Below are 25,239 nucleotides of genomic sequence, written 5' to 3'. Positions count from 1 at the left end.
TAGCCGCAAAAATTATTCAGGCATATTTAACCAGTGTGGCCCTAACGGTGGTTGAGGCAATTCAAATTGTTCTGGGTAATCTGCATGAATAAAATAAAGTCCATCTGGTGGTGCGGTGATTCCTGCCGCTTTACGATCTTGTGCCGCAAAAATTTCATCAATATGATCCACTTCATATAGACCTTGACCAATCTCAAGTAAGCAGCCCATGATATTACGTACCATGTGGTGTAAGAAGCCATCTGCCTGAATATCGAGAACTAGATAGTTGCCATGGCGAATTAAGCGACAATGTTTGACATGACGTACAGGTTGATTGGACTGACATGCCGCAGCACGAAAGCTTTCAAAATTATGCGTACCTTGAAATTTTTGCGCCGCTTCAATCATCTTATCCACATCGAGTGGATAATAGGCATGTGTCACTTGTTTATGTAACAGGGCTGGGCGATTTGCCGATTGATAGACCACATAACGATAACGACGTGCCTTTGCCTTAAAGCGTGCATGGAAATCGTTATCCATTTCTTTAATCCATTGGATTGAAATGTCTTTGGGCAATTGACTATTTGAACCCATTAACCAGCCACGTATAGGGCGAATCGCATTGGTGTCGAAGTGGGCGACCATATTTGTCGCATGGACACCTGCGTCAGTACGACCTGCACCATGTAAAATAATGGGCTCGTCGGCAATTTTACTGAGCACCTTTTCCATGGTTTCCTGAATACTACGTACGCCAGGCTGTTGAGTTTGCCAACCTTTATATCGCATGCCACAAAACTCAATACCAATTGCAAAACGTTGCATAAATACCTCTATTCAGGATGATCATACCAATGGTCATGCCATTGTTCCGAAGAGGGGTATTGTAAATAAATTTTAACAATTTTGGCATAAAGATCTGCTTGGCTCAGTGCATCACTGACTAAAATTTTTGAATCTTTGATCCATTGGCTAATCGCATAGCGCTGATCCATGCCGCCTAGAGGCACTTGAGTCGATAAAATGATTTGGCAGCCATTTTCCTGCAAGCTTTTAATTTTTTGGATAATGCCCGCATTTACGGCTAAATTACCTACCCCATAAGCTTGGATGATCAAGAAATGCGGAGCATGTTTGGAGAAAATTTCCAGATTACGTTCAAACTGTAATATTTCAGTCGGCACCATCATCCAATTGACGATATTGAGCGATTTGGCTTTTTCGATATGTGAAAGTTGTACCTGAATGACGGAATGATCTACCGCTATTTGTTGTTCGGCTTTGAGTCCTTTAAACGCATCTAAAGCAGTGCTATGGGCTTTTAATGTGGTTCTGGCATGAATCACTTGAAGGTAGAAAGCCAAATACACGCCTACAGGAAGTCGAGTGACGGCATCCAGTGCAGTATTTAAATTATCCAGCGCATCGGTGAATTCTCGAGTATTGTCCCCTTGAATATTGAGCAGTGGATATTGGCTTCCAGTAAGGACGACATGACAGGACTCAGCTAAAAAGCGAGATAAGGTCGCAGCAGCATAACTGAGCGTATCTGTACCATGAATAATGACAAAGTGCTGGAAATTTTGGAGTTGTAGGCTTTGTATTTGTTGAATCAGCATAAGCCAGTCAATGGCTGTGCATGCACTACTGTCTTTGATACTGGGCGCCTTAAAGCACTCAATTTTAAACTGAGGTGCTAAGACCTTTTTGAGTTGTGGAATAAACTCAGCATCAGGCATCGGCGCTAAAGGCTCGCCAATACAGCCAAAAGTTCCACCCATGTAAATTAAAGCAATTTTTTTGTTCATAATAAAAAAGCAGCCATTCATGACTGCTTTATCTTAAGACGAATAGATTTAAGAAGCTATTTGATTGAGTAAATTTTGTGATTGTTGGCGTTGTTCAGCGGTATACGCTGCTTCATTTTGTGAGAGTAGCTCACGAACGGAAGCATATGCACCCAAATTTAGATATTGTTGAGCAAGGTCTAAATTTAATTGAACTTCATTCACTTGAGCCAGCTCAGGGAATGAATGGAGTAATGGGTCGTTTGCATCTATGGCCAGACTGGTTTCAGCTTCACTAGGCGTTTCAAGGCTAAGTGTTGCTGTGCTATGCACTTGCTCAACGGTTTCAGGCTTTGGATCTAGATCAAAACTAAAAGTGGGCTGTGTCTCTGGTTCAGTAGGCGTGAGTTTAAATTCAAAATCACGTACTGGTGTGCTTTCTTCAGTAGTTACTGGCGTAATCGGTTCAGCAAAATCAAGTTTGAATTCTGGTGCGATTTCAACTTCTGCCGCTTTTTCAACTGGAACTGCTGTAGGTTCATTTGCTGTAAACGTGAATTCTAACGGCTTAACAGTTTCAGTTTTAATTTCTGGGGCAGGAGGAACTACTTCAAAAGAAAGCTCAGGTGTTGTTGTTGGCGTTTTTTCAGGTGCAGGATCTAAATTAAATTCTAAAGGCTGAACAGGTTGTTGCGGTGTCTCAACTTTCTGCTCAACAAGCGTTGAATGATCGAATTCTAGCGCATCGACTTGTGCCAGATTTTGCGTTTCGGTTTTAGATACAGCGGGTTGTGAAATTGTTTCTGTATTTCCAATCAAGGCATCAAAGGCAGCTGTATTTTTGCTTTCTGGCACGACAGGGCTTGAGGGCTCAAAAGCAATCGATTCAACTGGATGATCAGCTTGATTGGCTTTTCGTCGTTCTTCGGCTTGAATGACGATTTCGTCTAAGCCCAATGAACGAATATGATTAATCAACTGATTCACTGCAAATTCATCTTTTTGTGCCAGATGCACATCTAAAAGATAAAGATAAAGTTCATGTTGAGCATTGTCTTGGTTTAAAACTTGATTGATTTTTGCTTCAGCAGAAAAATAGTTTTTCTCAGCAATTAGCTTTTCAATATTAGTTTTTAATTCGGGGCTTAATGGTTTTGTTGCTTGTTTAACAATAACTTCATCTTCAACAACAGTGGTCTGTTGTTTTTTTGAGGTACGCGCAGTGCGTGCAACATTTTTCTTTGACGTCTTTTTATTGTTACTTTTTTTGTTATTGGTACTGGCGCTCTCTTTATTGGCATCCTCTCGTTTTTTGAGCACGATCGCCACGACCAAGAGTAGAACAAATGGAATCACATACAACAACATTTTATTTCCCCTTCATTGAGCACAATGAATCAATATTTTGAATATCCTAACTATTTGGTTTTTTTGCATTCTGCTGTTGTAATTGCTGTTGCAATTGAGCGAGCTGAGCATTTAATAATTGAATTCGCTGATTCTTTTGTTGTAAACCTGCTGCAAGTTGGTTCACATTCTTCTGTAATTTAACCGTTTTTTCACGAGAAGTCATAACTTTTGTAGATAATTCAGTAGTGGTCTGATTCAACTGTGTATTTTGCTTTCCTTGACTCTGGGCAGCGGGTTGTTCATTGTCTGCGACTAAACTCATTTCTGCTTGATCTAAGCGATATTTGGCAGAACCCGATTGCTTTTTGGCAATTTCAGGTGCAGCCGTTGCAACTTTATTTTTGCTTTGTGGTATTTGACGATAGCTTGCTGCAAGATTGAGTGCAGCACCACGACGAATACGGTTTACATCACCTTGAATAAACGCATTGGCATTATTTGCTTTAATTTGTCGCATCACTTCTGGAACGCTTTGATTGGTTTCTGCTGCAATCCGAGAAGCAATTTTCCACAGTGACTCATTGGCCTGAACAATATGCTTAGGTTGTTTATCTAATGCTTTATGGGCTTTTTCCTGTTTAAGCGCTTTTTGTGACTCCGCTTTCGATTTCGCTACGCGAGGCTCATTCGATTTTGCTTGCTTGGTCTCAGCTTTGGAATCTTTTGGCTTTTGTGATTCTGCTTTTTGCTCGTCTAATTTAGCGGGTGGGGTCTGAGCTTTTGCAGATTGCACTGGTGCTTTTTCGGCTGGTGGCTGAGGCACTTGTTGTACAGTTACCGTCGGTGTTTGTGGCGTATTCTGAGCACTGCTTTGATGATTGCTTTGAAGAGGGTTCGGAGTATTGGTTGTAGCCGCAGGCGGTGTGTTTGTCGCAACTGTGGTTGGTTTTTGTTCTGTTTTGAGTGCTGGTGGTGCAATTACATTAATCGCTAAAGTACCAGCTGAATCCGTTGTCGTCGTTGCTTTGGTTGCCATAGCTGGTGGAGTTACGACTTCTGGCGTTGTCACGTGGTATTGCGTGCTGGTTGGTAAATTTAATGCAATATCTTTTTCGCTGACGATGATTTGAGGTGTCAGAGGCTTTTCTTTGACTAAAGCATTGCTCATTGGAGCAGGGACGTTGCTACGCCCACGGGTCAATGGGGCTTTTACTTGTTGAATATGGGTCGCACTCCCTTCTTTGACTTTTAATAATATATTTAATTCAGATTCAACAATCGGACGAGAAGAGGTAATCACAATCACCCCAGTGCCATCTCCTGAACGACGAGTATAAAAATTTAAATGTCCAGGTGCTTGCGTGGAAATACCAATATTTTGAATATCATCTGCATCGGCTAATCCGACTTCTATTTTTTCATTTGGATTTGCATTACTAAACTTCATTTCAGCATAAAGCAGATCACCAGACCCTGATTGAACTTGAATCGGGTCTATTGTAATCGCACTCACCGCTTGCGACGTCATGATGGCTAAAATGGCAATTTTTAATTTGTTATATACAGTCATCTCTATCCATTGCTCTGACAAAGTTCAAGGCATCCCCATAATACAATATTTAGCTGTAGTCTATATGTAAAATATTAACATTAGAGTTACATAAATATAGTTACATAAAAAAGCCGATCAAGATAGATCGGCTTTTTCATTGTTTATGAGTTTTTTGTGACTTTAAGCATTTTTATAGTCGATTAAGATACGTAACATACGACGTAAAGGCTCAGCAGCACCCCAAAGTAATTGGTCACCTACAGTGAATGCGCCTAAATACTCTTTACCCATATTTAATTTACGTAAACGACCTACTGGCACAGATAAAGTACCTGTTACAGCGACTGGAGTAAGATCCGTCATTGATGCATCACGTGTATTTGGAACCACTTTTGCCCATTGGTTAGACTGACGAATCATGTCCTCAATCTCATCAAGCGGAACATCTTTTTTCAATTTCAATGTTAAGGCTTGAGAGTGACAACGCATTGCACCAATACGTACACAGTGACCATCAATTGGAACAATCTGAGCATTACCTAAGATCTTGTTGGTTTCAACTTGACCTTTCCACTCTTCTTTTGATTGACCGCTTTCAAGTTGCTTATCAATATAAGGGATCAACGAACCCGCTAAAGGCACACCGAAGTTTGCTTTCGGGAAACCTTCGCCACGTTGTAATTCGGCAATTCGGCTGTCGATGTCTAAAATCGCAGAACGTGGATCATCTAACAAGTCTTGAGTATTGTTATATAAATAGCCCATACCTGTGATCAGCTCACGCATGTTTTGCGCGCCAGCACCTGAAGCGGCTTGATACGTCATCGCCGTCATCCATTCCACCAAATTGTGTTGGAACAGTGAACCCATGCCCATCAACATCAAAGAAACCGTACAGTTACCGCCAACAAATGTTTTAATACCATTGACCAAACCGTCTTTGATAACATTTAAGTTGACTGGGTCGAGTACGATGATTGCTTCATCATCCATACGTAATGTAGAAGCTGCATCGATCCAATAGCCTTTCCAACCTTCAGCTTTTAGCTGAGGAAAGACTTCTGATGTATAGTCGCCACCTTGACAGGTAATAATGACATCCATTTGCTTCAGACTGGTAATGTCCGTCGCTTCCATAAGTGCTGGAGCAGTTTTACCACCAAAAGCAGGCGATTCACCACCTGCGTTACTGGTAGAGAAATAGAATGGCTCAAAATGAGCAAAATCATTCTCTTCAACCATACGTTGCATAAGGACAGAACCAACCATCCCGCGCCAACCGACCAGACCTACTTTCATGTCACTTTGCCTCGGTGCGTTAAAAAATAAAAGGGGGTTTGAGTGTATCAAAAGAGTGTGTAACTGCAATAGCATACACAATGAAAACACAACTATATTGTGCAATATATCTTGTTTATGATACATGCAAAATTGATATTAATTTATGAATCATTCAAAAATTAAGAATATAAGAGTGACAAAATATGATCTGGATAGAAGTACTTGCGTTGATCGTGATTTGGCTAAGTTTCTGGTCACTGATTCCCCGTGATGAATGGTGGTTTAGAGGTGCTGATTTTCCACGCTTGCAGATATTATTTGTTGGTTTGATTGTCTTGGTATTGATGTTGTTTTGGACAGCGCCGTGGGACTTGGCTCGTGAAGTGATTTTATTTTTATTGATAGCTGCCTTAGCTTTTCAATTAAAGATGGTTTTGCCTTATACCTTCATTTGGAAGAAACAAGTCAAACAGGTGAGCAAAGATCAGCTTAATCCTGATCAGCAAATTTCAGTGATTGTGTCGAATGTGCTGACACCGAATGATCAATATCACTTATTGCTTGAACAAATTGAACAGCACCAGCCAGATATTGTTTTGACACTTGAAACTGATCAAACTTGGCAAAATGAATTGGCTCAAATTGAAAAAGATTATTCTTATCGTGTGGCTATACCTTTAGACAATCTCTATGGGATGCATTTGTATAGCAAACTCAAGTTGGTCGATACAGAGGTTAAATTTATTCTCAGTGATGAAATTCCGTCTATTCATACCACGGTGATTTTACCATCTGGGCAAGCGGTGCAACTGTATTGTTTACATCCCAAACCACCAAGCCCAACAGAAGCCAAAGACTCGACTTTACGTGATGCTGAATTGCTTATTGTGGGGGATCAGATCAAAGACTTGGATGAGAGCTGTATTGTTATGGGTGATTTAAACGATGTTGCTTGGTCACGCACAACACGTTTATTTCAACGTATCAGTGGTTTGCTTGATCCACGTGTGGGGCGCAGATATATCAACACCTTCCATGCTGACTATAAATTTTTGAGATGGTCTTTGGATCATTTATTTCACAGTACAGATTTCGCTTTAGTACATATGCAACGACTGCCTCATGTGGGTTCAGATCATTTTCCGATTTATGTGGTATTACAAACAGGGCGTATTTTTGAGCAAACTCAAGAAGAGTTAGAGCAAACCGATGCAGATGAAAGGGAAGCGCAAGAGGCAATTCAGGAAGGGATTGAAAAAGCAGAGAAAGAGGAGAAGTTGGTGACTGATGAAATTGCGCAAAGTTATAAAGCTGGAACCTGATTGTCTGACAATAAAATTAAAAAACGGCTGATTTTTGTAAGCAATTACTTACATGGATTTAGGCCCTAAGCGGATAGCATGCAAAGCATATTCGTTTTAATCTTTACTTATCGACACAGGGAATGAGAACGGAAAATCTCACTAAGGAAGACGAAGTCGATGGAGCAATCATCAAGGATTTGATGTTGGAATGGATAACCAAGAAAATAAGAATAAGATGTGAAAGCACAACCTCATGAACCCGAGTTTTGCAGGATGCAGAACTCGGGTTATGCTTTATTTATGGTATATAATTTAGAATAGACAAAATTGAAAATAAAAAAGAGTGGCTATGTTTCTCGCAAAAGTTCAAGAATTCGCTTCAAGTCTTAAACATTTTACTGGTTTAAGTAGTGATGCTTTATTTATCTATGCAGGTTTAATCATCTATTTTATTGTTGCTGCAATTCATAAAAGACAACTTAAATCAAATCTTGCGATTATCGCCACAGTGGTGTTTGCCTTTGTAATTGAAATCTTTAATGCACGCGCAGATATTTTTGGTAGAGGCTATTGGCGTATTTGGGAAAGTATCCATAGCATAGTCAATATGATTTTTTGGCCTTATGTGATTTGGGCGATGGCACGTTTTCGAGTATGGAAAGGTTAGGTCTTTCTACTTAACCCGCTTATGATTCAGATTGTTTTTATTTTCCATAATGTTGATTTAAGGCGTCCATTTCAGCAGAAATTTTTTGTTGAAGCGCCATTGAACGTTTACCAAGTTGCTTAAATTCATCACTGGGTGCATTTGCATTAAAATCTGGGGCTGTTGAAAGCGTATACATTTTCTGACTAGTGACTAAATTATCAATCATTTGTGTGCGTAGACTTTGTACTTCACTACTTTTTAAATTTAATGCCATGATTTGTTGTTGAGTTGCCGCTTGTATATCATTGGCTTTGAGTAAAATCTGTTGGTGCTTTTCAGGTTGGCGAGTGGCTGATTGAAGCTCCGCTCTTAATTGAAGTGCTTGAGTATTTGCATGATTGACGATCTGATTAAGTTGAGCTAAGTCTGTTGTAATCTCTGTTGCGTTGGCTGTACTCAGTTCAGTCGCTTTGCTTTTCCAATTGTCTTGAGTTGTTGCAGTAGACGTAGTTTCTGAGGTTTTGTCTTGGGCGATATCTGCTTTTTGCTCTGAACATGCGGTAAACATCAAACTGAAACTGATCAAACACGAAAAAAGAACTTTATTGGTGATATTCATTGTTTTATTTTCCTTAAATTTGAATGTATTATTGATAAATCTTAATTCGCTTTGTTTGATCAAGAAAGTGGGCATGTGTAACTAGACGCAGTTCGCCATGAACGATGCTATTTAGACACGAGATGACCAAAATAAAAAAGGAGATATTTTTATATCTCCTGATCGTTAAAACAAAAATACTTAAACTTAATAGATTTTCTGGTAGCCTTTTGGACGTGTTTTAAAGCGACGATGAAACCACATATATTGTGTCGGTGCGATCCGCAGTTGATTTTCAATGATTTTATTGACACGAATCGCATCATCCATTTCATCTTCACTGGGTAATGGATCAACAGCAGGTTCAATAAGCACATGATATTTTGGATCTTTGATATCACCATCACGATAAAAATACAGTGGGATTGCGACAGCTTTTGATATTTTCAATAAACGTCGATGCGCTGTTACTGTTGCAGCGGGCGTACCAAAAAAGGGTGCCATCACCCCTTGTTTTAATCCAAAATCCTGATCTGGACTATACCAAATCGCATCACCTTCTTTCAGATGGCGAATCAATCCACGCATATCATCATGATCAATCTGCGCTTTATAAATCGTTGCACGACAACGATAAATCAGCATATCGAGTAAAGGATTATTCTGCGGGCGATACACCACATCAGGTTCAAAAAATTGTGCGCATAAATAACCACCAGCATCAAGCATGGTGCTATGGGTGCCGAGTAACAGTATGCCTTGACCATTTTGTTTGGCCTGTTGGATATGCTCTAGCCCTTGAATGCTGACGCGGTTTTTAAACCATTGTGGTGAGTACCATGCATTTAAGGTTTCAAAGACCCCGACCATTTGATCAACAAAGACTTGTCTTGAATTATCGATGACTTGTTCAGGCGACCATTCTGGAAAGCAGACTTCTAAATTACGTGTTGTTGTTTCACGACGCGATTTCAGTCGGTCAAAGGCAATATTGCCCAACAATGTTGCTAAGCGATACTGAATTGCCCAAGGCAAAATTGCGAGCATCATCAAAAATACAATCGCAATCCAGATTCCCCAATATTTCGGATGTAAAAATGCCCAATAAAATTTTCCAGGCTCGTATTGATGCTTTTTACTCATAGCAGTTTTGTAAATTTTGGGGAAGTTAAAACTGAAAGGAGTGTAGCATGAAGCGGTTTAAAGAAGAAAATTCAAGATGTCATTCACTCTCATTGAGGATACGCAAGGAAGCATGACGTGAAAATAATTCGGTTAATTCAAGGTGATATTACAGTTCAAAAGGTGGATGTAATTGTAAATGCCGCCAATACCTCGTTACTTGGCGGTGGTGGTGTGGATGGTGCAATTCATCGAAAAGGTGGTTCTGCTATTTTGGAGGATTGTCAAAAGATCCGAGCCAGACAGGGTGGTTGTGCAATTGGTGAAGCAGTGATTACCACAGCGGGGTTGTTGCCCTGTAATTATGTGATTCATACCGTGGGCCCCACTTGGCAAGATGGACAGCATGCTGAAAATGAACTGCTTGAGAAAGCCTATCTCAATAGTTTAAGACTCGCTGAGCAACATCAGCTAAAAACACTGGCATTTCCGAATATTTCAACAGGGATTTATCGTTTTCCCAAATCAGAGGCAGCATTTATCGCCATAAACAGCGTGACTAAGTTTTTAACCCAGACGAACAACTTAGAGGAAGTCAGTTTCGTGTGTTTTGATTTGGAAAATTTTAAAATCTATCGCCAGTATCTTGCTGAGATTGATCAAAAGCAAGTGCATGTTTTAGGTATATAATCGCAGTTATTCACTGACTATTTTAGACAACCTTACGATGAGAGATACCTACTTAGACAGTTGTAAGGCAACGCTGATATTTCTTGTGGTGCTCGGGCATTTTCTAGAACGTATGATCGGTTGGAAAGATCCGATTGATCATGTCTTATTAGGTACGATTTATTTTGTACATATGCCTGCTTTTATCTTTATTTCGGGCATGTTGTTTAAAGACAGTAAATGGTTTAAGAATATTCTATTTTTTGTTGCGCTCTATTTACCCTTTCAAATTCTATTTCCTGCATTTGATGCCATCTGGTCAGGTAAATTTCAGCTCAATTGGAATGTGTTTGAACGACCTTATTGGATCTTATGGTATCTGTTGGGCATGATGGTATGGACAACGCTTAGCCATTTTTTGATAAAAACAAAATTTGCACTGCTGATTGCACTGATTCTTGCTTTATGTGTCGGCTTAAGCCCATGGAACAATTACCAATACTCAATCGGCAGAATTTTTAGCTTCTTTCCATTTTTTATTGTGGGTGCACTTTATGGCAAAACCATTGTCGAGAAAATTCAGCAATTTAAATTCACTCAAATTTTAGCTGGATTCATCGTGATGGGTATTGCAAGCTTGGTGTATTTCACCCAAATCAACCCATTTTGGTTATATGGCAGTTTAAGTTATCAGCAACTTAAGGTAAGTATGTTGGATGGTACGTGGATCAGAATAGGCTGTCTTTTGATGTCGAGTTTGGGTATTTTCGCGATGTTTGCATGGACAAAATTATTGAATATTGGCTGTGTGCAACTTGGAAAAAACACCTTGGCGGTGTATTTGCTACATGGTTTTGTGGTGATGTTGATTGCACGTTATTGGCAACTGGATTTTAATATTTTTGTGGAAATTGGGATTTGTATTGGTTTATCTGTATTGACTTGCTGGATGTTACAACAGCAATTTTTTGATATTTTATTAAGAAAATTATCTTTATGGTTAATCAAACCTGTTGAAAAATTCGGTTTAAAGTAGCGAATGGATTTGAAGCGATCCAGAGCATTCGCTGAAAATTTAAAAGCTACACTGTTGGTGTAGCTTTTAAGCATGAGGATCATAATTTTATAAAGCGACAGTTTTAAAACAACGTTTTAAAGTGGATTATTTGGTTGCTGCTTTACCCTCTACTTTTTTTGCTGTTGCTGATTTTTGTGCAGCGGCATGGTGTTTTTGGCTATGACCAGCTTTATGTTGTTTTTGCATTTGATGGGTTTTAACCGCTTGAGTCGAATGCTGTGCTGGAGTTGCTGCCATTGCCGAACCTGCGAAAATTGCTGTGGTGAATGCTGCAACAAGTAATGATGTAACTTTTTTCATGATCATATTCTCACTAAATAATTCGAGATCTGAACTAGATTCGATAATCATATCTTGGTGAATTTGTATGGAAACATCATGAAGTGCTTGTAGCGAAATTCAGTATAAATGAAATGATCATTGGTAAGATGAGTGGGGAATGGTAAGTGCTTTGATTTTTTAAGTTTTATTTAATTTTAATCAGTAAAGTATTGCCGTCATTTTAACTTGTACTAAGCCATTTAAATAAGTGCGTTTATTTTCAAAAATGAAAGAGTTTGTTATATATCATTTCAAGTATTATTTAGATAACGAAATGCTGATTACAGACTTAAGTTTAGCATTTTGATCTTTTACTGCTACTCCACTATTGAAATGTCCCTCACATGAATAAAACAATCAGAAGAGCAACCATAAAGGACTTAATTGCAATTACCCAATTGATTGCGCCTTTTATTGATGAGTTTGCAATTAATGGCAGTGGGCGACAACTGTTTTCCGTAAGTATGATTTAAAATTTGGCTTTGTGGTGAAAGATGAAACCATTGAAAATCATGGGTTGCGTTATGTTTCAATGTCTTTGAATCTGGTTAATACATAAAGCTGAAAATATGTATTGTATATCTATAAGATGATTGATCTATGTTGTTGGTTTCAATGTCGGCAGGCTCAATAAAAACTCCGCATATTTGCGGAGTTTTTATTTAAAGATTTTACAAGAACTAACCTTTGATCATTTCTTCTAATGCATCCCAACGCTCCATTTTTTCAAGCATCAGTTCATCAATCTCGCCAAGTCGTTGTGACGCTTTGGTGGCTGCATCTGCATCAGTCACAAACCAAGAACCATCTGCAAGTTTTGCAGTCAGTTCAGCTTGTTCTTTTTCCAAAGCTTCAATTTCTGCAGGTAACTGTTCTAAAGCGCGTTGATCTTTATAACTCAATTTCACTTTTTTAACGGCTGGTTCAGCAGGTGTCGCAGCAGCTTCCGCTTTAGCAATGGCTTTTTTTACATCACTTTTCTGATCGACAACACGTTGATCTGGACGTTGTTCTAGATAGTCTTGATAGCCACCAATGTATTCATCGATATTGCCTTTACCATCAAATACCCAGGTTGATGTCACAACATTGTCCATAAATGCACGGTCATGGGAGATCAATAACAAAGTCCCTTTATAATCACTCAACATCTCTTCGAGTAATTCTAAAGTCACCATGTCTAAGTCATTGGTTGGCTCATCCATCACAATAAGGTTAGACGGTTTAAGCAATAACTTTGCCAAAAGGATACGGTTACGCTCACCACCTGAAAGTGCTTTTACTGGAGTACGCGCGCGTTCAGGCGAGAATAAAAAGTCTTGTAAATAGCTGTAGATATGACGGCGACCACCATTAACATCGACAAAGTCTGAGCCTTCAGACACGTTGGCCATTACTGATTTTTCAAGATCTAGCGCATTACGTAATTGGTCAAAATAAGCCACTTCAAGCTGTGTACCTGTTTTCACCGAACCGCCATGTTCAAGTTCACCTAAAATGGCTTTAATCAAGGTGGTTTTACCTACACCATTATCACCGACTAAACCAATACGGTCGCCACGCAGTACTAACGCAGAGAAATCTTTAATAATCGGTGCATTATCACCAAAAGCCACACTTAAGTGTTCAATATCAAAGACCAATTTACCTGAACGATTCGCCTCTTGAGTCGCCATGCTCACTTTACCTTGTTGTGAGCGACGTGCTTTAGATTGTTCACGTAAATCTTTTAATGCACGTACACGACCTTCGTTACGGGTACGACGTGCTTTGATCCCTTGACGAATCCAAGTTTCCTCTTCAGCCAAGCGTTTATCAAACAGCGCATTTTGCTTTTCTTCAGCTTCCATTTGCTGTGCTTTTAAGTCGAGATAGCGTGAGTAGTTACCTTCATAACTACGTAAAACACCACGATCCAACTCCACAATACGTGTCGCAATACTGTCAACAAAAGCACGGTCATGGGAAATAAATAACAGGGTGAGATTGTTTTGATCGAGTAAGAATTTCTCTAACCATTCAATACTTTCTACGTCCAAATGGTTGGTTGGTTCGTCAAGTAATAAAACGTCAGGTTGCGTCAACAATGCACGTGCTAAAAGTACACGGCGTTTACGCCCGCCTGATAAATCTGCTAAATCTGCTTCAGGATCTAAGCCCATTTTGCTCAAGATAGAATTTACTTTGGTTTCTAATGCCCAACCATCGAGCAAATCGAGCTTATGTTGTAGGTTGCCCATACGATCACAAGCTTCCATATCACCTAATACACAAGCATCGCTGGCTTCATGGTATTCTTTTAGGACGAGCGCAGCTTCTCCTGCACCTTCGGCAACAATATCGGCAACTTTGCCCGAATCCATCGGTACATCCTGAGCAAGCATAGAAATTGTAATACCATTTTGTAATGCAATTTCACCTTGATCAGGCAATAAACTTCCCTCAATCAGTTTGAGTAAAGTAGACTTACCTTCACCGTTACGACCAATCAGACAGACTCGTTCGCCTCGTTCTAAATTGAAGTTTGCGCCATCGAGCAGGGCAGGTCCACCAAACGCAAGTTGGACATCCCTTATAGTAATATAGGCCATACGGTTTCCTAAACATCCCACACTGAGGACTAAAAATGACTAAACATAAAAATATTGATGATCAGGCGTCATTTTCCGCACCCATAGAAGATTTGCAAGTCCGAATTGCATTTTTAGATGATTTAGTCGAACAATTAAATGATCAAGTGGCGCAACAAAGCTTGGAAATCGCTGATTTAAAAAAACAAATGCAGTTAATTTACCAACGTATAGAATCTGCTGATTTGTCAGAAGGTATTGCAGCATTTGACCCAATGACCAATCGTCCTCCGCATTATTGATGCAACGGATGTGAAATATGAGTGGCTGAGGTGTGCTGAATCAGGTGTAAATTCACACATAGCAGTGATATTGGCAAAGGATTTGCATAACGCAAGCGCTAAATTTGTGGGTTAAAATGGATTATGAACTTAAAAAACCTCGAAGCATTTTATTGGGTGGTGACCTTAAACAGTTTTAATAAAGCCGCAACAAAGCTTCACACGACACAGCCTGCAATTTCTCAAAAAATTACTGCGATTGAAAATGATCTCGGTTTTAAAGTGCTTGATCGCAGTTCTCGTCAAATCAAAGCCACGCATAAGGGCATGACCTTATTTAAATATGCTGAAAAGTTTATGCGACTGGAAACAGACTTGGTGGCTGAACTTACAGAAAGTCAGTATTTAACAGGAACGATTCGTTTAGGGGTTTCTGAAACGATTGTCCATACTTGGCTAGTGGAGTATATGGAGCAAGTCCAGCAAGAGTTTCCCAAAGTTTCCATCGAAATCGTGGTGAATTTAACTCCAGATTTACAAGAAGGTGTACGCATCGGTGATTTGGATATGGCGTTTTTACTGGGGCCAACTTTGCCTTTTGAATGTATAGAACGTTCATTGTGTGATTTTGAATTAAGCTTTCTGGCATCACCTTCATTTAAAGGTGGAATTGGGCAGATGTCATTGCGGACATTGATGTCGCATACCATTTTAACCTATCCAAGAATTACCTATCCTTATAAAGAGCTCAAAGCCAAAATGAAAGAACAAAAGATCGATGAACCACTATCTATCACAAGTTATTCATTGGTCACATTATTACGTTTAGCTGAACAAGGTTTAGGGATTGCAGTGGTACCTAAACTAACGGCAATCAAAGAAATTTTAGATGGGCGATTGGAAATTTTGGATACGCCAATCCAATTAAAGACATTCCACTTTACCGCAATCTATACACAAGGCAATAACACCGCATTAAAAGAAAAGTTGACGGATTTAGCGGTTTTAACTTCGGAAAATGCCATGAAAAAGCTGAATAATAAAATTAGATAATGAACAATAAAACGGCATTTTATGCAGCTTTGGTTTTGATTTAAAAATTGCAAAAATATGAAATATTGATAATGAGAACTTATAGAAAGTGATAAATATTCATTATTAAATGATTTTAAAAATAATAAAAATATATAAATTCAATATCTTATGTTTAATGAGTTTTGGATAAAGTCTTATTGTGACTGACCTTCGCCTATGCTTTTATTTGAAATACAGATTTGGTTCAGCATAACCAGAAAATCTTAAAAGTTTAAAGGATTAAAGAATCTCGTATTTTAGAAAAATAGATGTTCTTTGTTTCACTTGAAATAGCGTTGATTAAGCTCAAATGGATGAGGAACGCCTACATGTCTTTATTGAAATCTTCTTTTTTGTCTGACCGTCAATGGGCAATTGTTGCATCTATCTTTATGATGGCAACGTCTGCGATGGGGCCAGGTTTTCTAACTCAAACCGCTGTATTTACAGTGAAATTAGGTGCTGCATTTGGCTTTGCAATCCTAGTTTCGATCATTATTGATTATGTTGTTCAGCAAAACATTTGGCGTGTGGTCACCTTAACGCAAATGCGCGCTTCTGATATTGCTAATAAAGCCTTACCGGGGAGTGGTTACTTACTCGCATTTCTGGTCATTTTAGGTGGGTTTTTCTTTAGTATCGGTAACATTGCGGGTGCTGCACTGGGCTTAAATGCACTCTTTGGGTTGGATACCAAGGTCGGCGGCGTGCTGAGTGGTGCTTTGGCAATTCTGATTTTTGCTTCCAGAAAAGCCACTCTGGCGATGGACAAGAGCATGATTATTTTGGGGTTGCTCAAAATCGTTTTGATCGTGATCGTTGCATTCATTGTCATGCCACCAGTGGGGCAAGCCGTTCAACAAACTTTTGCACCTGATCAAATTGATTTCGCCATCATTACAACCATTGTTGGCGGTACAGTGGGTGGTTATATCTGCTATGCGGGTGCACATCGTTTATTGGACAAAGGTGCGGTTGGACCAGAGAATATTGATGAAGTGGCCAGAGCCGCAACCAAAGGTATTGTGGTGGTTGGGATCATGCGCTATGTATTGTTCTTAGCATTCTTAGGGGTTGTGGTCAGTGGTGCAAATATTGATTTAGCAAGTCACGATGCCAACCCAGCTGCGCAAGCATTCCAATATGCTGCGGGTACATTTGGTTTTAAACTATTTGGCTTGATTTTTTGGGCAGCGGGAATCAGTAGCACGATTGGTGCAGCCTATACCTCTGTTTCATTTATGTCCGCATTTAAACAGAACTTAACCACTAAACATACTAACTACCTCACCATTAGCTTTATTTCTTTAGCCCTGTTGCTTTACGTGATTCTAGGTGCAACACCAGCGGGCTTACTGATCTTTGTGGGTGGTTTTAATGGTTTGGTATTACCAATTGGTTTGACGATTTTTGTCTATGTTGCGGCATGTCGTAAAGACATGATGGGCAATTATAATTATCCAAAATGGTTACTGGTTTTGGGTGTATTAACCTGCTTACTCACATGGTGGATGGGTTATATGTCATTTACGACAGTATTTAATTACCTCACCAAGCTCTAATTAACTTCACACTCAATTGAAAAGGAATGATCACAATGTATGTCGATTTAAATAGTGACTTGGGTGAAAGTTTTGGCTCTTGGAAAATGGGCAATGATGAGCAAATTTTACCTGTTGTCAGTAGCGCCAATATTGCCTGTGGCTTTCATGCAGGTGACCCGTTGGGAATATTGAAGACGCTTCAACAAGCAGTGAAATTAGATGTCACGATTGGTGCGCATGTTTCTTACCCAGATTTGGTTGGTTTTGGTCGCCGTAATATGGATTTGTCTCAAGACGAGCTGATTGCAGATGTGCTCTATCAAATTTCGGCGCTTGACGGTTTGGCAAAAGTTGCTGGTTCAAAAGTGCAATATGTCAAGCCGCATGGGGCGTTGTATAACACCATTGCCAAAGATTCTGTACAAGCCGAAGCCGTGATTGAAGCTATTAAAATGTATAACCCTGCATTGGTACTGGTTGCTTTGGCTGGGTCAAATTTGGTTGCACAAGCACGTCAGGCAGGTCTAAAAGTGGTTTCAGAAGCCTTTGCTGATCGTGCTTATAACCGCGATGGCTCACTGGTTTCACGCCGTTTGGAAGGTGCTGTTTTGCATGATGCTGAGTTTGTGGCAAAACGTGTGGTTGCGATGTTGAAAAATGGTGGGGTTGAGTCAATTGATGGCGTATTTACCCCAATTCAAGCCGATACGATTTGTTTGCATGGTGATACCGCAGGTGCACTAGAAATGTCCGCAGCGATTAAAGCTGAGCTGCTAACAAACGACATTCAAGTTCGTTCATTTTGTGCATAAAACAATAAGGACAAGACACATGTTTAAAGAGATTAAAGTCGATCCAGCTCAGCTAAAAGCTGCATTGGATGCGCGACAACAAATTCGTGCAGGTTTTGATCAACCTACAGCAGGAATGGCTGCTGGGATGACGCAAGTGAATATGATTTCTGTACCTAAAGACTGGGCATATGATTTCTTGTTGTACGCACAGCGTAATCCGCAAAGCTGTCCTGTATTAGATGTTTTGGAAGAAGGCGTATACCACTCTCGATTGGCTACTGACTCAGACATTCGCACTGACTTTCCACGATATCGTGTTTGGAAAAACGGTGAAATGGTCGATGAGCTCACTGATGCGAGTGAGCTTTATAACGCGCATCCTGATTTAGTGACCTTTTTAATTGGCTGTAGTTTCTCCTTTGAAACAGCTTTGCAAGAAGCGGGGATTGAAGTGCGTCATATCCATGACAAGACCAATGTACCGATGTATTTGAGTAATATCGAATGCCTTTCTGCTGGACGTATTTCAGGAAATATGGTGGTTTCTATGCGCCCCATTCCTGCCCATCAAATAGCTGAGGCTGTAAAAATTACGGCACGTATGCCGAGTGTTCATGGTGCTCCCGTACATATTGGTCATCCTGAAAGTTTGGGCATACGCGACATCAATCAGCCAGATTTTGGTGATGCCTCACGTATTGAACAGGGTGAAATTCCAGTATTTTGGGCATGTGGTGTAACGCCTCAAGCTGCAATCATGAACTCGAAAATCCCATTTGCCATTAGCCATGCACCAGGACATATGTTGATTACAGACATACCTGATCGTGCGTGGATGCGTTAAGACAAGAAAGGATCAGTAAATGCGATTTTTATCGGTAAATTCCGACAGTTTCTTGATTGAACTTTCTAGTTTAGAAGAAACTTTGGCGTTATACAGTAAATTGCAAAATTTACACTTGAATGGAATCAAAGATTTAATTCCTGCTGCAAAAACAATTTTAATTTGTTTTAACGAAATCAAGACTGACTTTAAAACCTTGAGTGTTTTGATTGGTACTTTAAACCTTGATTCAGGCTTTGATCGCAATACGCAGGAAGTGATTATTCCGATTCGTTACGATGGTGAAGATTTAGCACAAGTGGCGGAACTTCAAGGCCTCTCTATAGCCGATCTGATTTTAAAACATCATCAAAGTGCTTGGGACGTTGCCTTTATTGGCTTTGCTCCAGGTTTTGCTTATATGAGTAGCCTTGATCAGCCCTTTACAGACGTTCCTCGTCTAAAAACACCGCGTAAAAAAATTCCATCAGGCTCACTTGGACTTGCTGGGCAATACTCGGGTATCTACCCAAAAGATAGTCCAGGTGGCTGGCAATTGATTGGAACAACGTCAGAAAAAATGTGGGATTTGGAGCGTCAAAATCCTGCGCTTTTACGACCAGGAATGCGGGTGCATTTTGAGGATGTAACCCATCATCCTGTATCTGTGGATGTGCCCAAGCAAATCACGCCACGACAAGATTTAACTTTAAAACACCCCCTATTCAAAATCACGGCATCTGGCTTGCAAGTTTCGATTCAAGATGAAGGCCGTTTTCAGCACAGCAATATCGGTGTGGGTACAGCAGGGGCGATGGATGTCGCTTCGATGCATTGTGCCAATCGAATCGTGGGGAATCCAACGGATACGCCTGTGATTGAGGTGCTAAATGGCGGTTTAAAAGCAGTCATGCAAAATTCAGCTGTCATTAGCGTGGCAGGTGCAATTTCCAATATCCATGTGAAATTTGCAGATGGTCAAAAAGCAGATTTTGACAGCTATCAGGCGATTGCACTGGATGAGGGAGATGAATTTCAAATTCAAACGCCGAGCGCAGGGTTACGCAATTACCTTGCGGTTCGTGGTGGTTTGGATATTCAACCCGTTTTAAATAGCTGTTCTTTTGACAGTTTAGCCATTCTTGGTCCAGCCCCTTTAAAAACGGGTGATGTCATTTACCAAGGTCAAGTCGTCCCATCCAATATCAGCATCAACGAAGTGCCAAAATCCAATCTCCCGTCCCTTGGCGATACGATTGAACTTGATATTGTGATGGGACCTCGAACGGATTGGTTTGAGCAAAGCAGTATTGAAAAACTGTGCAATCAAGCATGGTTAGTCACCAATGAAAGTAATCGAGTCGGATTACGTTTATCTGGGAAAGCGCCCTTAACACGTAAGATTCACCATGAATTGGAAAGCGAAGGCACATGTATTGGTGCTTTGCAGATTCCACCCAATGGTCAACCTGTATTGTTTATGAATGATCACCCATTAACTGGTGGTTATCCTGTGATTGCTTCAGTTGCCAAGCATCATTGGGATTTGGTGGCACAAATACCTGCGGATTGCCATATCAAATTTAGAAAAATCGCCGAATTTGTAGATATCGAGAACTAAGATGAACCAGCAAAAATATGTAAATGAAAAATTATTGATTGCCAATCGTGGTGAAATTGCTGTGCGTATTATCCATGCTTGTCGTGATATGGGCATTGCTTCTGTGGCAATGTATGCAGATGACGATATCGGCAGTTTACATGTCGAACTTGCAGATGAAGCATGGGGTTTGGTTGGCGCAACCGCAAAAGAAACCTATTTAAATATTGATGCCATTATTGATATTGCTAAAAAATCAAAAGCCACCATGGTGCATCCTGGTTATGGTTTTTTATCGGAACGGGCTGAATTTGCACAAGCTGTGATTGATGCAGGCTTGAAGTGGGTAGGTCCATCTCCTGAAGCAATTACCAAGTTGGGTGATAAAATTGAAGCACGTAAAATCGCTGCTTCAGTGGGTGCTCCTTTGGTACAAGGCACACAAGACCCATTGAATAATGCAGATGAGGCTTTAGCCTTTGCAAAACAATATGGCTTGCCTATTGCAATTAAAGCGGCATTTGGTGGTGGTGGTCGTGGTTTAAAAGTGGTTTGGAAGCTTGAAGAAGTGAAAGAACTCTATGACTCTGCTGTCCGTGAAGCAAAAGCGGCCTTTGGTCGTGGCGAATGCTTTGTTGAGCAGTACTTAGACAATCCTCGTCATGTGGAAGCGCAAGTGATTGCCGACCTGCATGGGAATGTGGTGGTCTTAGGTACGCGCGATTGTTCTTTACAGCGCCGCAATCAAAAATTAGTTGAGGAATCTCCAGCACCATTTATCAGTGATGAGATTTACCAAGAGATTTTAACTTCAGCAAAAAATATTTGTCAGGCTGCTCAGTATGTTGGAGCAGGGACAGTCGAGTATTTATTGAGCCAAAACGGGACGCTATCATTTTTAGAAGTCAATACGCGGTTGCAAGTTGAACATCCCGTGACCGAAGAAACAGCGCGAGTTGATTTGGTGGTTGAGCAAATTCAGGTGGCTTTGGGCGAAGAATTATCGATCAAAGAAACCCCTAAAGCACAAGGTCATGCCATTGAGTTTCGTATCAATGCAGAAGACCCTAGTCGTGGTTTTATTCCAGCATTTGGTACACTAAGTTTATTTGAAGCACCTTTCGGTCATGGTGTGCGTGTCGATACTGGCGTGCGCACAGGCTCTCTGGTTTCCAGCCATTTCGATTCTTTAATGGCAAAGCTGATTGTGACGGGGGAAACGCGTGAAATCGCAATACGCCGCGCAAAACGCGCTTTAAAGCAGTTTAAAATTGAGGGGGTGGCTTCAGTTTTAGATTTTCATCGTGCCGTGCTGAATGAACCTGATTTTACCGACGAATTTAAAGTCCATACGCGCTGGATTGAAAATGACTTTAAACAAGACTTAAAATCAACTCGACGTGCGATTCCTCAGCATCAACAAGCGATGGTTTTAAGCTATATCGAAATTGATGGGAAATTACACCGTCTAGGCCTACCTGCAGGAATGTTTGCTCAAGGTACAGTTCAGGTGGAGCAACAACCAGTGCAAAGCACAGAGTTAGCACTTCAACCTGAGCACTTACAAGCGCCTATTAACGGGGCCATCATTGCATGGAAAGTCCAAACCGGAGAGCAAGTGAGTGCAGGGCAAGTTGTGGCAATTATGGAAGCCATGAAAATGGAAGTTCAAGTTTTGGCACATCAAAGTGGTCAAATTGAATTGCTGAAAGAAGTCGGGAGCACGTGTCAGGCTGATCAAGTGATTGCAACCATCCAATAATATTTATCTTTAAAATCTAAAACTTATACATTTAAGTCAGATGGAATTGGGAATTTAGGATTAAATTTCCAATTTTATTTGACCTTTTGTTGAAAGCTGGTTGTAATGCTTGCCACTGTTCAGTAGCAAACTTTTTGACCATGCCGAATAAAGCTGTTCTTCTCGATCTTGAAAATAATATGCCTACAGCCAAAATGCTGCGGGAGATTATTGAACATTACCCAACACTTTATCTTTTCAATTGTACGGGACAATTCCAGTACTCACTGGAAGATTTAACTGAATTTTCAGGCTGGGTGAGCAGTGGTCAAGTGGTCATTTTAGAAGTACCGAATGCATCTGAAAAAGAATATGAATATGCAGTTGTGGTGGGGCAATTATTGGCATTATTAGAGCCAGAGATGCAGATTGAGGTCATTTCTGCGATGCCAAGTTGTTCCTTATTGTTGGATCTGATGCGTAGTGCTGATCTAGCGTGTAGTTTTATTCAAGTCGAATCAACGTTGGAACGTCAACGCAACAAGTACTCGATACCTAGTCTACAAACCATTCAAAATAAGCCGTATTTGCAAATGGTTAAAAAGTATTGCGATGCCTTGGGAGAGATGACAGGCAAACCGAATACCATTGAAAAATTAAAGAATTCTATTGTGAATATTTTACAAGTTGTGCCAGAAAAAGCTCAGCATCTGGTCGGCATGTTAATCAATTTAAAAATTGTCAAACGCTTTGATGATCAGGTGGCTTATCGTAAAAAAGTCTTGAAACAATGGACAAGTCTTGACATCGACAAGCCTGTTTTAGCACACCCAGTTGAGACTGAATCCGCAGCACAACCCAATATCAAACTTGAAAAAATTGATCAAATTTTAGAAAAATTACGTGTTGATTCAGATCAGGTGTTACAGGAAATGGATCAGCAAGACTCTGTGGGTGCAGTACATCAGGTTTTGTTTAAAAACTTTGCAAAAATAGATCCAGTGCAAATTGAAGTTATTCATAAATTGAATAATTTAAAAACCGATAAACCTAAAGATATTTATGAGTTGCGTGATTTATTGGAGCAAATGTTTCCAAAATCAGATATCCGTTTATTGCTTAAAGAGTTGATTGAAAAAGGCTATATTTATTGGAATGGTCATGAAGTTGTTTATAGCCATGAAATGTATTTAAATTAGGGCGATTTTTAAGCTGCTCAGAGCAATATAAAAAAGCGCTTAGATTTGAATATTTAGCGCTTTTTTATTAAGCCATACACTATAGTTTTATAACTTTGCTTATGCTTATAAATTTGCTACGCCACCATCGACCAAGAGTTCGCTACCGACAATAAATTTAGCTTCATCAGAAGCAAGATAAATAAAGGCATTGGCAATTTCGACTGGATCCGCCAACCTTTGAATTGGCACAAGATTTTCAATACTGGCTTTGAGCTGTTCAACTTCAGCGGGTGTATTCGCAACTTTGTTGAGGGCAGGGGTTAAGGTTGGTCCTGGTGAAAGTAAGTTAAATCGTATTTGCTGGGCCAAAAGTTCTCTAGATAAGGTCTTGACCAAAGAGCGTAAGGCGATTTTTGAAGCGGCATAAACGCTACTTTTCTCTAAGGCGATATGAATACTGGTCGAACCACATAAAATGACTGAAGCATGGGGCTTGATCATTGGAAGTAAGCGTTGTATCAGGAAAAATGGACCTTTTACATTGGTATCGAAAATCGCATCGAATTGTTCAACGGTCCATTGTCCAAATGCTTCATGGCTAACATTGCCTGCATTGATATAAATCACATCGAATTTAATGGATAATTCTTGCATTTTCTCAATAAAATGATCTTGTGATACTAAGCTTGAGTGATCACATTGGATGCCCAAACTTTGGGTGCCGAATTGTTCTTGTGTCAGTACAATTTGATCTGGATTTCGGCCAGTAAACACAACAAAAGCACCTTCTTCTATTGCACGTTGTGCTGCTGCAAAACCGATTCCACTGGCTGCGCCAGTAATTAAAACCGTTTTATTCTTTAATCGCATGTTTTTCACTAAAATGTCTACAAACTCTTATATTGTGAAAATTTATTTGTCAAAGTAAGTACTTACCAATTGGTGACTTAGTCGTTGTTTGGTTTGAAATAGACTAAACTCAAAGGCTATAAAATGTAGCTTTATGTAAGGTAGAAAAATGACGACACTGCAATATGAGCAAAATTGTTCGATTATGCGATTTGTTGGATTATTTTCGGGAAAATGGGTATTGCCAATTGTCTATCATCTTATTGAAGCAAAACATCCTGTTCGATTTAGCCAATTACAGAAGGCTTTAGCGCCAATCCCACAAAAAGAGTTGTCGAAACATTTAAAACTGCTGGAGCAACACCAACTTATAACCAAGCAGATTTACCCAGAAGTACCGCCTAGAGTGGAATATCAAATTACCGAATTAGGACAAACGCTGGAAAGCGCTATTCAGTCATTGGGAAGCTGGATGGAGCTTTATGAAAAAAATATGAATGAAAAATAAGAAATTAAACTGACCTCAAAATCAGTAATTGGCGGTAATTTTAATTTTAAACTTGCGTTTTATATTCAGCTTATGCAACTCTAATATAGGAATTAAAAGGTGAACTATGGAACACACTGGTCTTTGGGTTGCGCTCGTTATTATTGTTTTTGTATTGGGCTCAATTTTTGGCTTACGCGTAAGCCCTAGAGAAAAAGCATTAGGTTTAATGCGAGAGAAAGCACGCAAGATGGGCTTACACCCACGTTTAGTGGCTGCACCAGAGTGGACGAAAATCCCGATGGCAACAGAGTCTCGTGCGAGTATGGTGGCTTATTATAGTGTACTGATTCCAGATGCACGCTTAGCTTTGATGCGCGCCCGTGTAGAAGAGCAAAAGCTTCAAGTGGTCCTCGGTGATGAGAAATTTAAAGATTTTCCCATTGCATTAAAAGGGATTTATGCTATTGATATGCAGGCCAACTGTGTAGGGCTTTATTGGGATGAAGAATCTGACCTCAGAGCAACACAGCTTGATGATATGAAGGCATATTTACTTAAATTGGCTGAAATTTAACTTAATAATAGGAACAGTGGTT

The 25,239-nt window shown here is 40.0% G+C and carries 24 protein-coding genes and 1 pseudogene; 15 read left to right on the top strand and 10 right to left on the bottom strand.

What is annotated here, in order from left to right; genetic code table 11:
• Nucleotides 1-12: 12 nt before the first annotated feature.
• The 5 genes from truA to asd form a co-directional block, all read right to left on the bottom strand.
• Nucleotides 13-810, bottom strand: a complete 798-nt coding sequence (truA, locus tag F981_RS02500) for a tRNA pseudouridine(38-40) synthase TruA (RefSeq protein ID WP_004718082.1) — start codon at nucleotides 808-810, stop codon at nucleotides 13-15.
• 8 nt (nucleotides 811-818) lie between these two features.
• Nucleotides 819-1,793, bottom strand: a complete 975-nt coding sequence (locus tag F981_RS02495) for an asparaginase domain-containing protein (protein WP_004718080.1) — start codon at nucleotides 1,791-1,793, stop codon at nucleotides 819-821.
• A gap of 48 nt (nucleotides 1,794-1,841) precedes the next feature.
• Nucleotides 1,842-3,140, bottom strand: coding sequence for a hypothetical protein (locus F981_RS02490; RefSeq protein WP_004718077.1), 1,299 nt, complete (start codon nucleotides 3,138-3,140; stop codon nucleotides 1,842-1,844).
• A gap of 46 nt (nucleotides 3,141-3,186) precedes the next feature.
• Nucleotides 3,187-4,692, bottom strand: coding sequence for a FimV/HubP-related protein (locus tag F981_RS02485; protein WP_004718074.1), 1,506 nt, complete (start codon nucleotides 4,690-4,692; stop codon nucleotides 3,187-3,189).
• A 162-nt stretch (nucleotides 4,693-4,854) separates the two neighbouring features.
• A complete protein-coding gene (asd, locus tag F981_RS02480) occupies nucleotides 4,855-5,973 on the bottom strand; it encodes an aspartate-semialdehyde dehydrogenase (protein ID WP_004718072.1) in 1,119 nt (372 codons plus the stop codon).
• Between the two features lie 185 nt (nucleotides 5,974-6,158).
• Between asd and F981_RS02475 the strand changes: the two genes are divergently transcribed.
• Both F981_RS02475 and F981_RS02470 read left to right on the top strand, forming a co-directional pair.
• Nucleotides 6,159-7,277 (top strand): endonuclease/exonuclease/phosphatase family protein, encoded by a 1,119-nt coding sequence (locus F981_RS02475; RefSeq protein WP_004718070.1) that lies wholly within the window; start codon nucleotides 6,159-6,161, stop codon nucleotides 7,275-7,277.
• 331 nt (nucleotides 7,278-7,608) lie between these two features.
• On the top strand, nucleotides 7,609-7,926 hold the full coding sequence (locus tag F981_RS02470) for a hypothetical protein (RefSeq protein ID WP_004718064.1): 318 nt from the start codon (nucleotides 7,609-7,611) through the stop codon (nucleotides 7,924-7,926).
• Between the two features lie 37 nt (nucleotides 7,927-7,963).
• On the opposite strand, the gene F981_RS02465 is transcribed toward F981_RS02470, so the two are convergent.
• Together F981_RS02465 and F981_RS02460 are read right to left on the bottom strand one after the other, a co-directional pair.
• Nucleotides 7,964-8,527: a hypothetical protein gene (locus F981_RS02465; RefSeq protein WP_004718062.1), complete on the bottom strand. Its 564-nt coding sequence runs from the start codon at nucleotides 8,525-8,527 to the stop codon at nucleotides 7,964-7,966.
• A 186-nt stretch (nucleotides 8,528-8,713) separates the two neighbouring features.
• Nucleotides 8,714-9,649: an LpxL/LpxP family acyltransferase gene (locus tag F981_RS02460; RefSeq protein ID WP_004718060.1), complete on the bottom strand. Its 936-nt coding sequence runs from the start codon at nucleotides 9,647-9,649 to the stop codon at nucleotides 8,714-8,716.
• Between the two features lie 117 nt (nucleotides 9,650-9,766).
• On the opposite strand from F981_RS02460, the gene F981_RS02455 reads away from it, so the two are divergent.
• Together F981_RS02455 and F981_RS02450 are read left to right on the top strand one after the other, a co-directional pair.
• Nucleotides 9,767-10,318 carry an O-acetyl-ADP-ribose deacetylase gene (locus F981_RS02455; RefSeq protein ID WP_004718057.1) on the top strand — a complete coding sequence of 184 codons (552 nt, stop codon included), beginning with the start codon at nucleotides 9,767-9,769 and terminating at the stop codon, nucleotides 10,316-10,318.
• A gap of 37 nt (nucleotides 10,319-10,355) precedes the next feature.
• Nucleotides 10,356-11,333, top strand: coding sequence for an acyltransferase family protein (locus tag F981_RS02450; protein ID WP_004718055.1), 978 nt, complete (start codon nucleotides 10,356-10,358; stop codon nucleotides 11,331-11,333).
• 126 nt (nucleotides 11,334-11,459) lie between these two features.
• Here F981_RS02450 and F981_RS02445 read toward each other — a convergent pair whose 3' ends face one another.
• Nucleotides 11,460-11,675, bottom strand: coding sequence for a hypothetical protein (locus tag F981_RS02445; protein WP_224964682.1), 216 nt, complete (start codon nucleotides 11,673-11,675; stop codon nucleotides 11,460-11,462).
• Between the two features lie 365 nt (nucleotides 11,676-12,040).
• Here F981_RS02445 and F981_RS24320 point away from each other — a divergent pair, with 365 nt between their 5' ends.
• Nucleotides 12,041-12,169 carry a hypothetical protein gene (locus tag F981_RS24320; protein WP_016539259.1) on the top strand — a complete coding sequence of 43 codons (129 nt, stop codon included), beginning with the start codon at nucleotides 12,041-12,043 and terminating at the stop codon, nucleotides 12,167-12,169.
• 207 nt (nucleotides 12,170-12,376) lie between these two features.
• Here the strand turns inward: F981_RS24320 and F981_RS02440 are convergent, their stop codons facing one another.
• Nucleotides 12,377-14,287 carry an ATP-binding cassette domain-containing protein gene (locus F981_RS02440; RefSeq protein ID WP_004718049.1) on the bottom strand — a complete coding sequence of 637 codons (1,911 nt, stop codon included), beginning with the start codon at nucleotides 14,285-14,287 and terminating at the stop codon, nucleotides 12,377-12,379.
• A gap of 35 nt (nucleotides 14,288-14,322) precedes the next feature.
• Here F981_RS02440 and F981_RS02435 point away from each other — a divergent pair, with 35 nt between their 5' ends.
• From F981_RS02435 to F981_RS02400, 8 genes and pseudogenes are all read left to right on the top strand, one after another.
• Nucleotides 14,323-14,568, top strand: coding sequence for a SlyX family protein (locus tag F981_RS02435; protein WP_004718047.1), 246 nt, complete (start codon nucleotides 14,323-14,325; stop codon nucleotides 14,566-14,568).
• A 123-nt stretch (nucleotides 14,569-14,691) separates the two neighbouring features.
• Nucleotides 14,692-15,600: a LysR family transcriptional regulator MumR gene (gene mumR / locus F981_RS02430; protein ID WP_004718045.1), complete on the top strand. Its 909-nt coding sequence runs from the start codon at nucleotides 14,692-14,694 to the stop codon at nucleotides 15,598-15,600.
• 331 nt (nucleotides 15,601-15,931) lie between these two features.
• Nucleotides 15,932-17,183, top strand: a pseudogene (locus F981_RS02425) (NRAMP family divalent metal transporter).
• A 35-nt stretch (nucleotides 17,184-17,218) separates the two neighbouring features.
• Complete coding sequence (locus F981_RS02420; RefSeq protein WP_004718041.1) at nucleotides 17,219-17,977, top strand: LamB/YcsF family protein; 759 nt, start codon at nucleotides 17,219-17,221, stop codon at nucleotides 17,975-17,977.
• 19 nt (nucleotides 17,978-17,996) lie between these two features.
• The gene (locus F981_RS02415) at nucleotides 17,997-18,803 is read left to right on the top strand and encodes a putative hydro-lyase (protein ID WP_004718035.1); all 807 of its coding nucleotides are present in this window, start codon (nucleotides 17,997-17,999) and stop codon (nucleotides 18,801-18,803) included.
• 19 nt (nucleotides 18,804-18,822) lie between these two features.
• Nucleotides 18,823-20,403, top strand: coding sequence for a 5-oxoprolinase subunit B/C family protein (locus F981_RS02410; protein ID WP_004718033.1), 1,581 nt, complete (start codon nucleotides 18,823-18,825; stop codon nucleotides 20,401-20,403).
• Nucleotide 20,404: 1 nt separating this feature from the next.
• Nucleotides 20,405-22,144 carry an acetyl/propionyl/methylcrotonyl-CoA carboxylase subunit alpha gene (locus F981_RS02405; protein WP_004718032.1) on the top strand — a complete coding sequence of 580 codons (1,740 nt, stop codon included), beginning with the start codon at nucleotides 20,405-20,407 and terminating at the stop codon, nucleotides 22,142-22,144.
• Between the two features lie 140 nt (nucleotides 22,145-22,284).
• On the top strand, nucleotides 22,285-23,322 hold the full coding sequence (locus F981_RS02400; RefSeq protein ID WP_004718031.1) for a coiled-coil domain-containing protein: 1,038 nt from the start codon (nucleotides 22,285-22,287) through the stop codon (nucleotides 23,320-23,322).
• A 105-nt stretch (nucleotides 23,323-23,427) separates the two neighbouring features.
• Here the strand turns inward: F981_RS02400 and F981_RS02395 are convergent, their stop codons facing one another.
• Complete coding sequence (locus tag F981_RS02395; RefSeq protein ID WP_004718030.1) at nucleotides 23,428-24,174, bottom strand: SDR family oxidoreductase; 747 nt, start codon at nucleotides 24,172-24,174, stop codon at nucleotides 23,428-23,430.
• A 148-nt stretch (nucleotides 24,175-24,322) separates the two neighbouring features.
• On the opposite strand from F981_RS02395, the gene F981_RS02390 reads away from it, so the two are divergent.
• Nucleotides 24,323-24,661, top strand: a complete 339-nt coding sequence (locus F981_RS02390) for a winged helix-turn-helix transcriptional regulator (protein ID WP_004718029.1) — start codon at nucleotides 24,323-24,325, stop codon at nucleotides 24,659-24,661.
• A gap of 106 nt (nucleotides 24,662-24,767) precedes the next feature.
• Nucleotides 24,768-25,217: an ammonium transporter gene (locus tag F981_RS02385; protein ID WP_004718027.1), complete on the top strand. Its 450-nt coding sequence runs from the start codon at nucleotides 24,768-24,770 to the stop codon at nucleotides 25,215-25,217.
• Nucleotides 25,218-25,239 lie beyond the last annotated feature (22 nt).

This window comes from Acinetobacter guillouiae CIP 63.46 (assembly GCF_000368145.1).
Lineage (GTDB): Bacteria > Pseudomonadota > Gammaproteobacteria > Pseudomonadales > Moraxellaceae > Acinetobacter > Acinetobacter guillouiae.
This window is presented reverse-complemented; position numbering and strand designations above follow the sequence as displayed.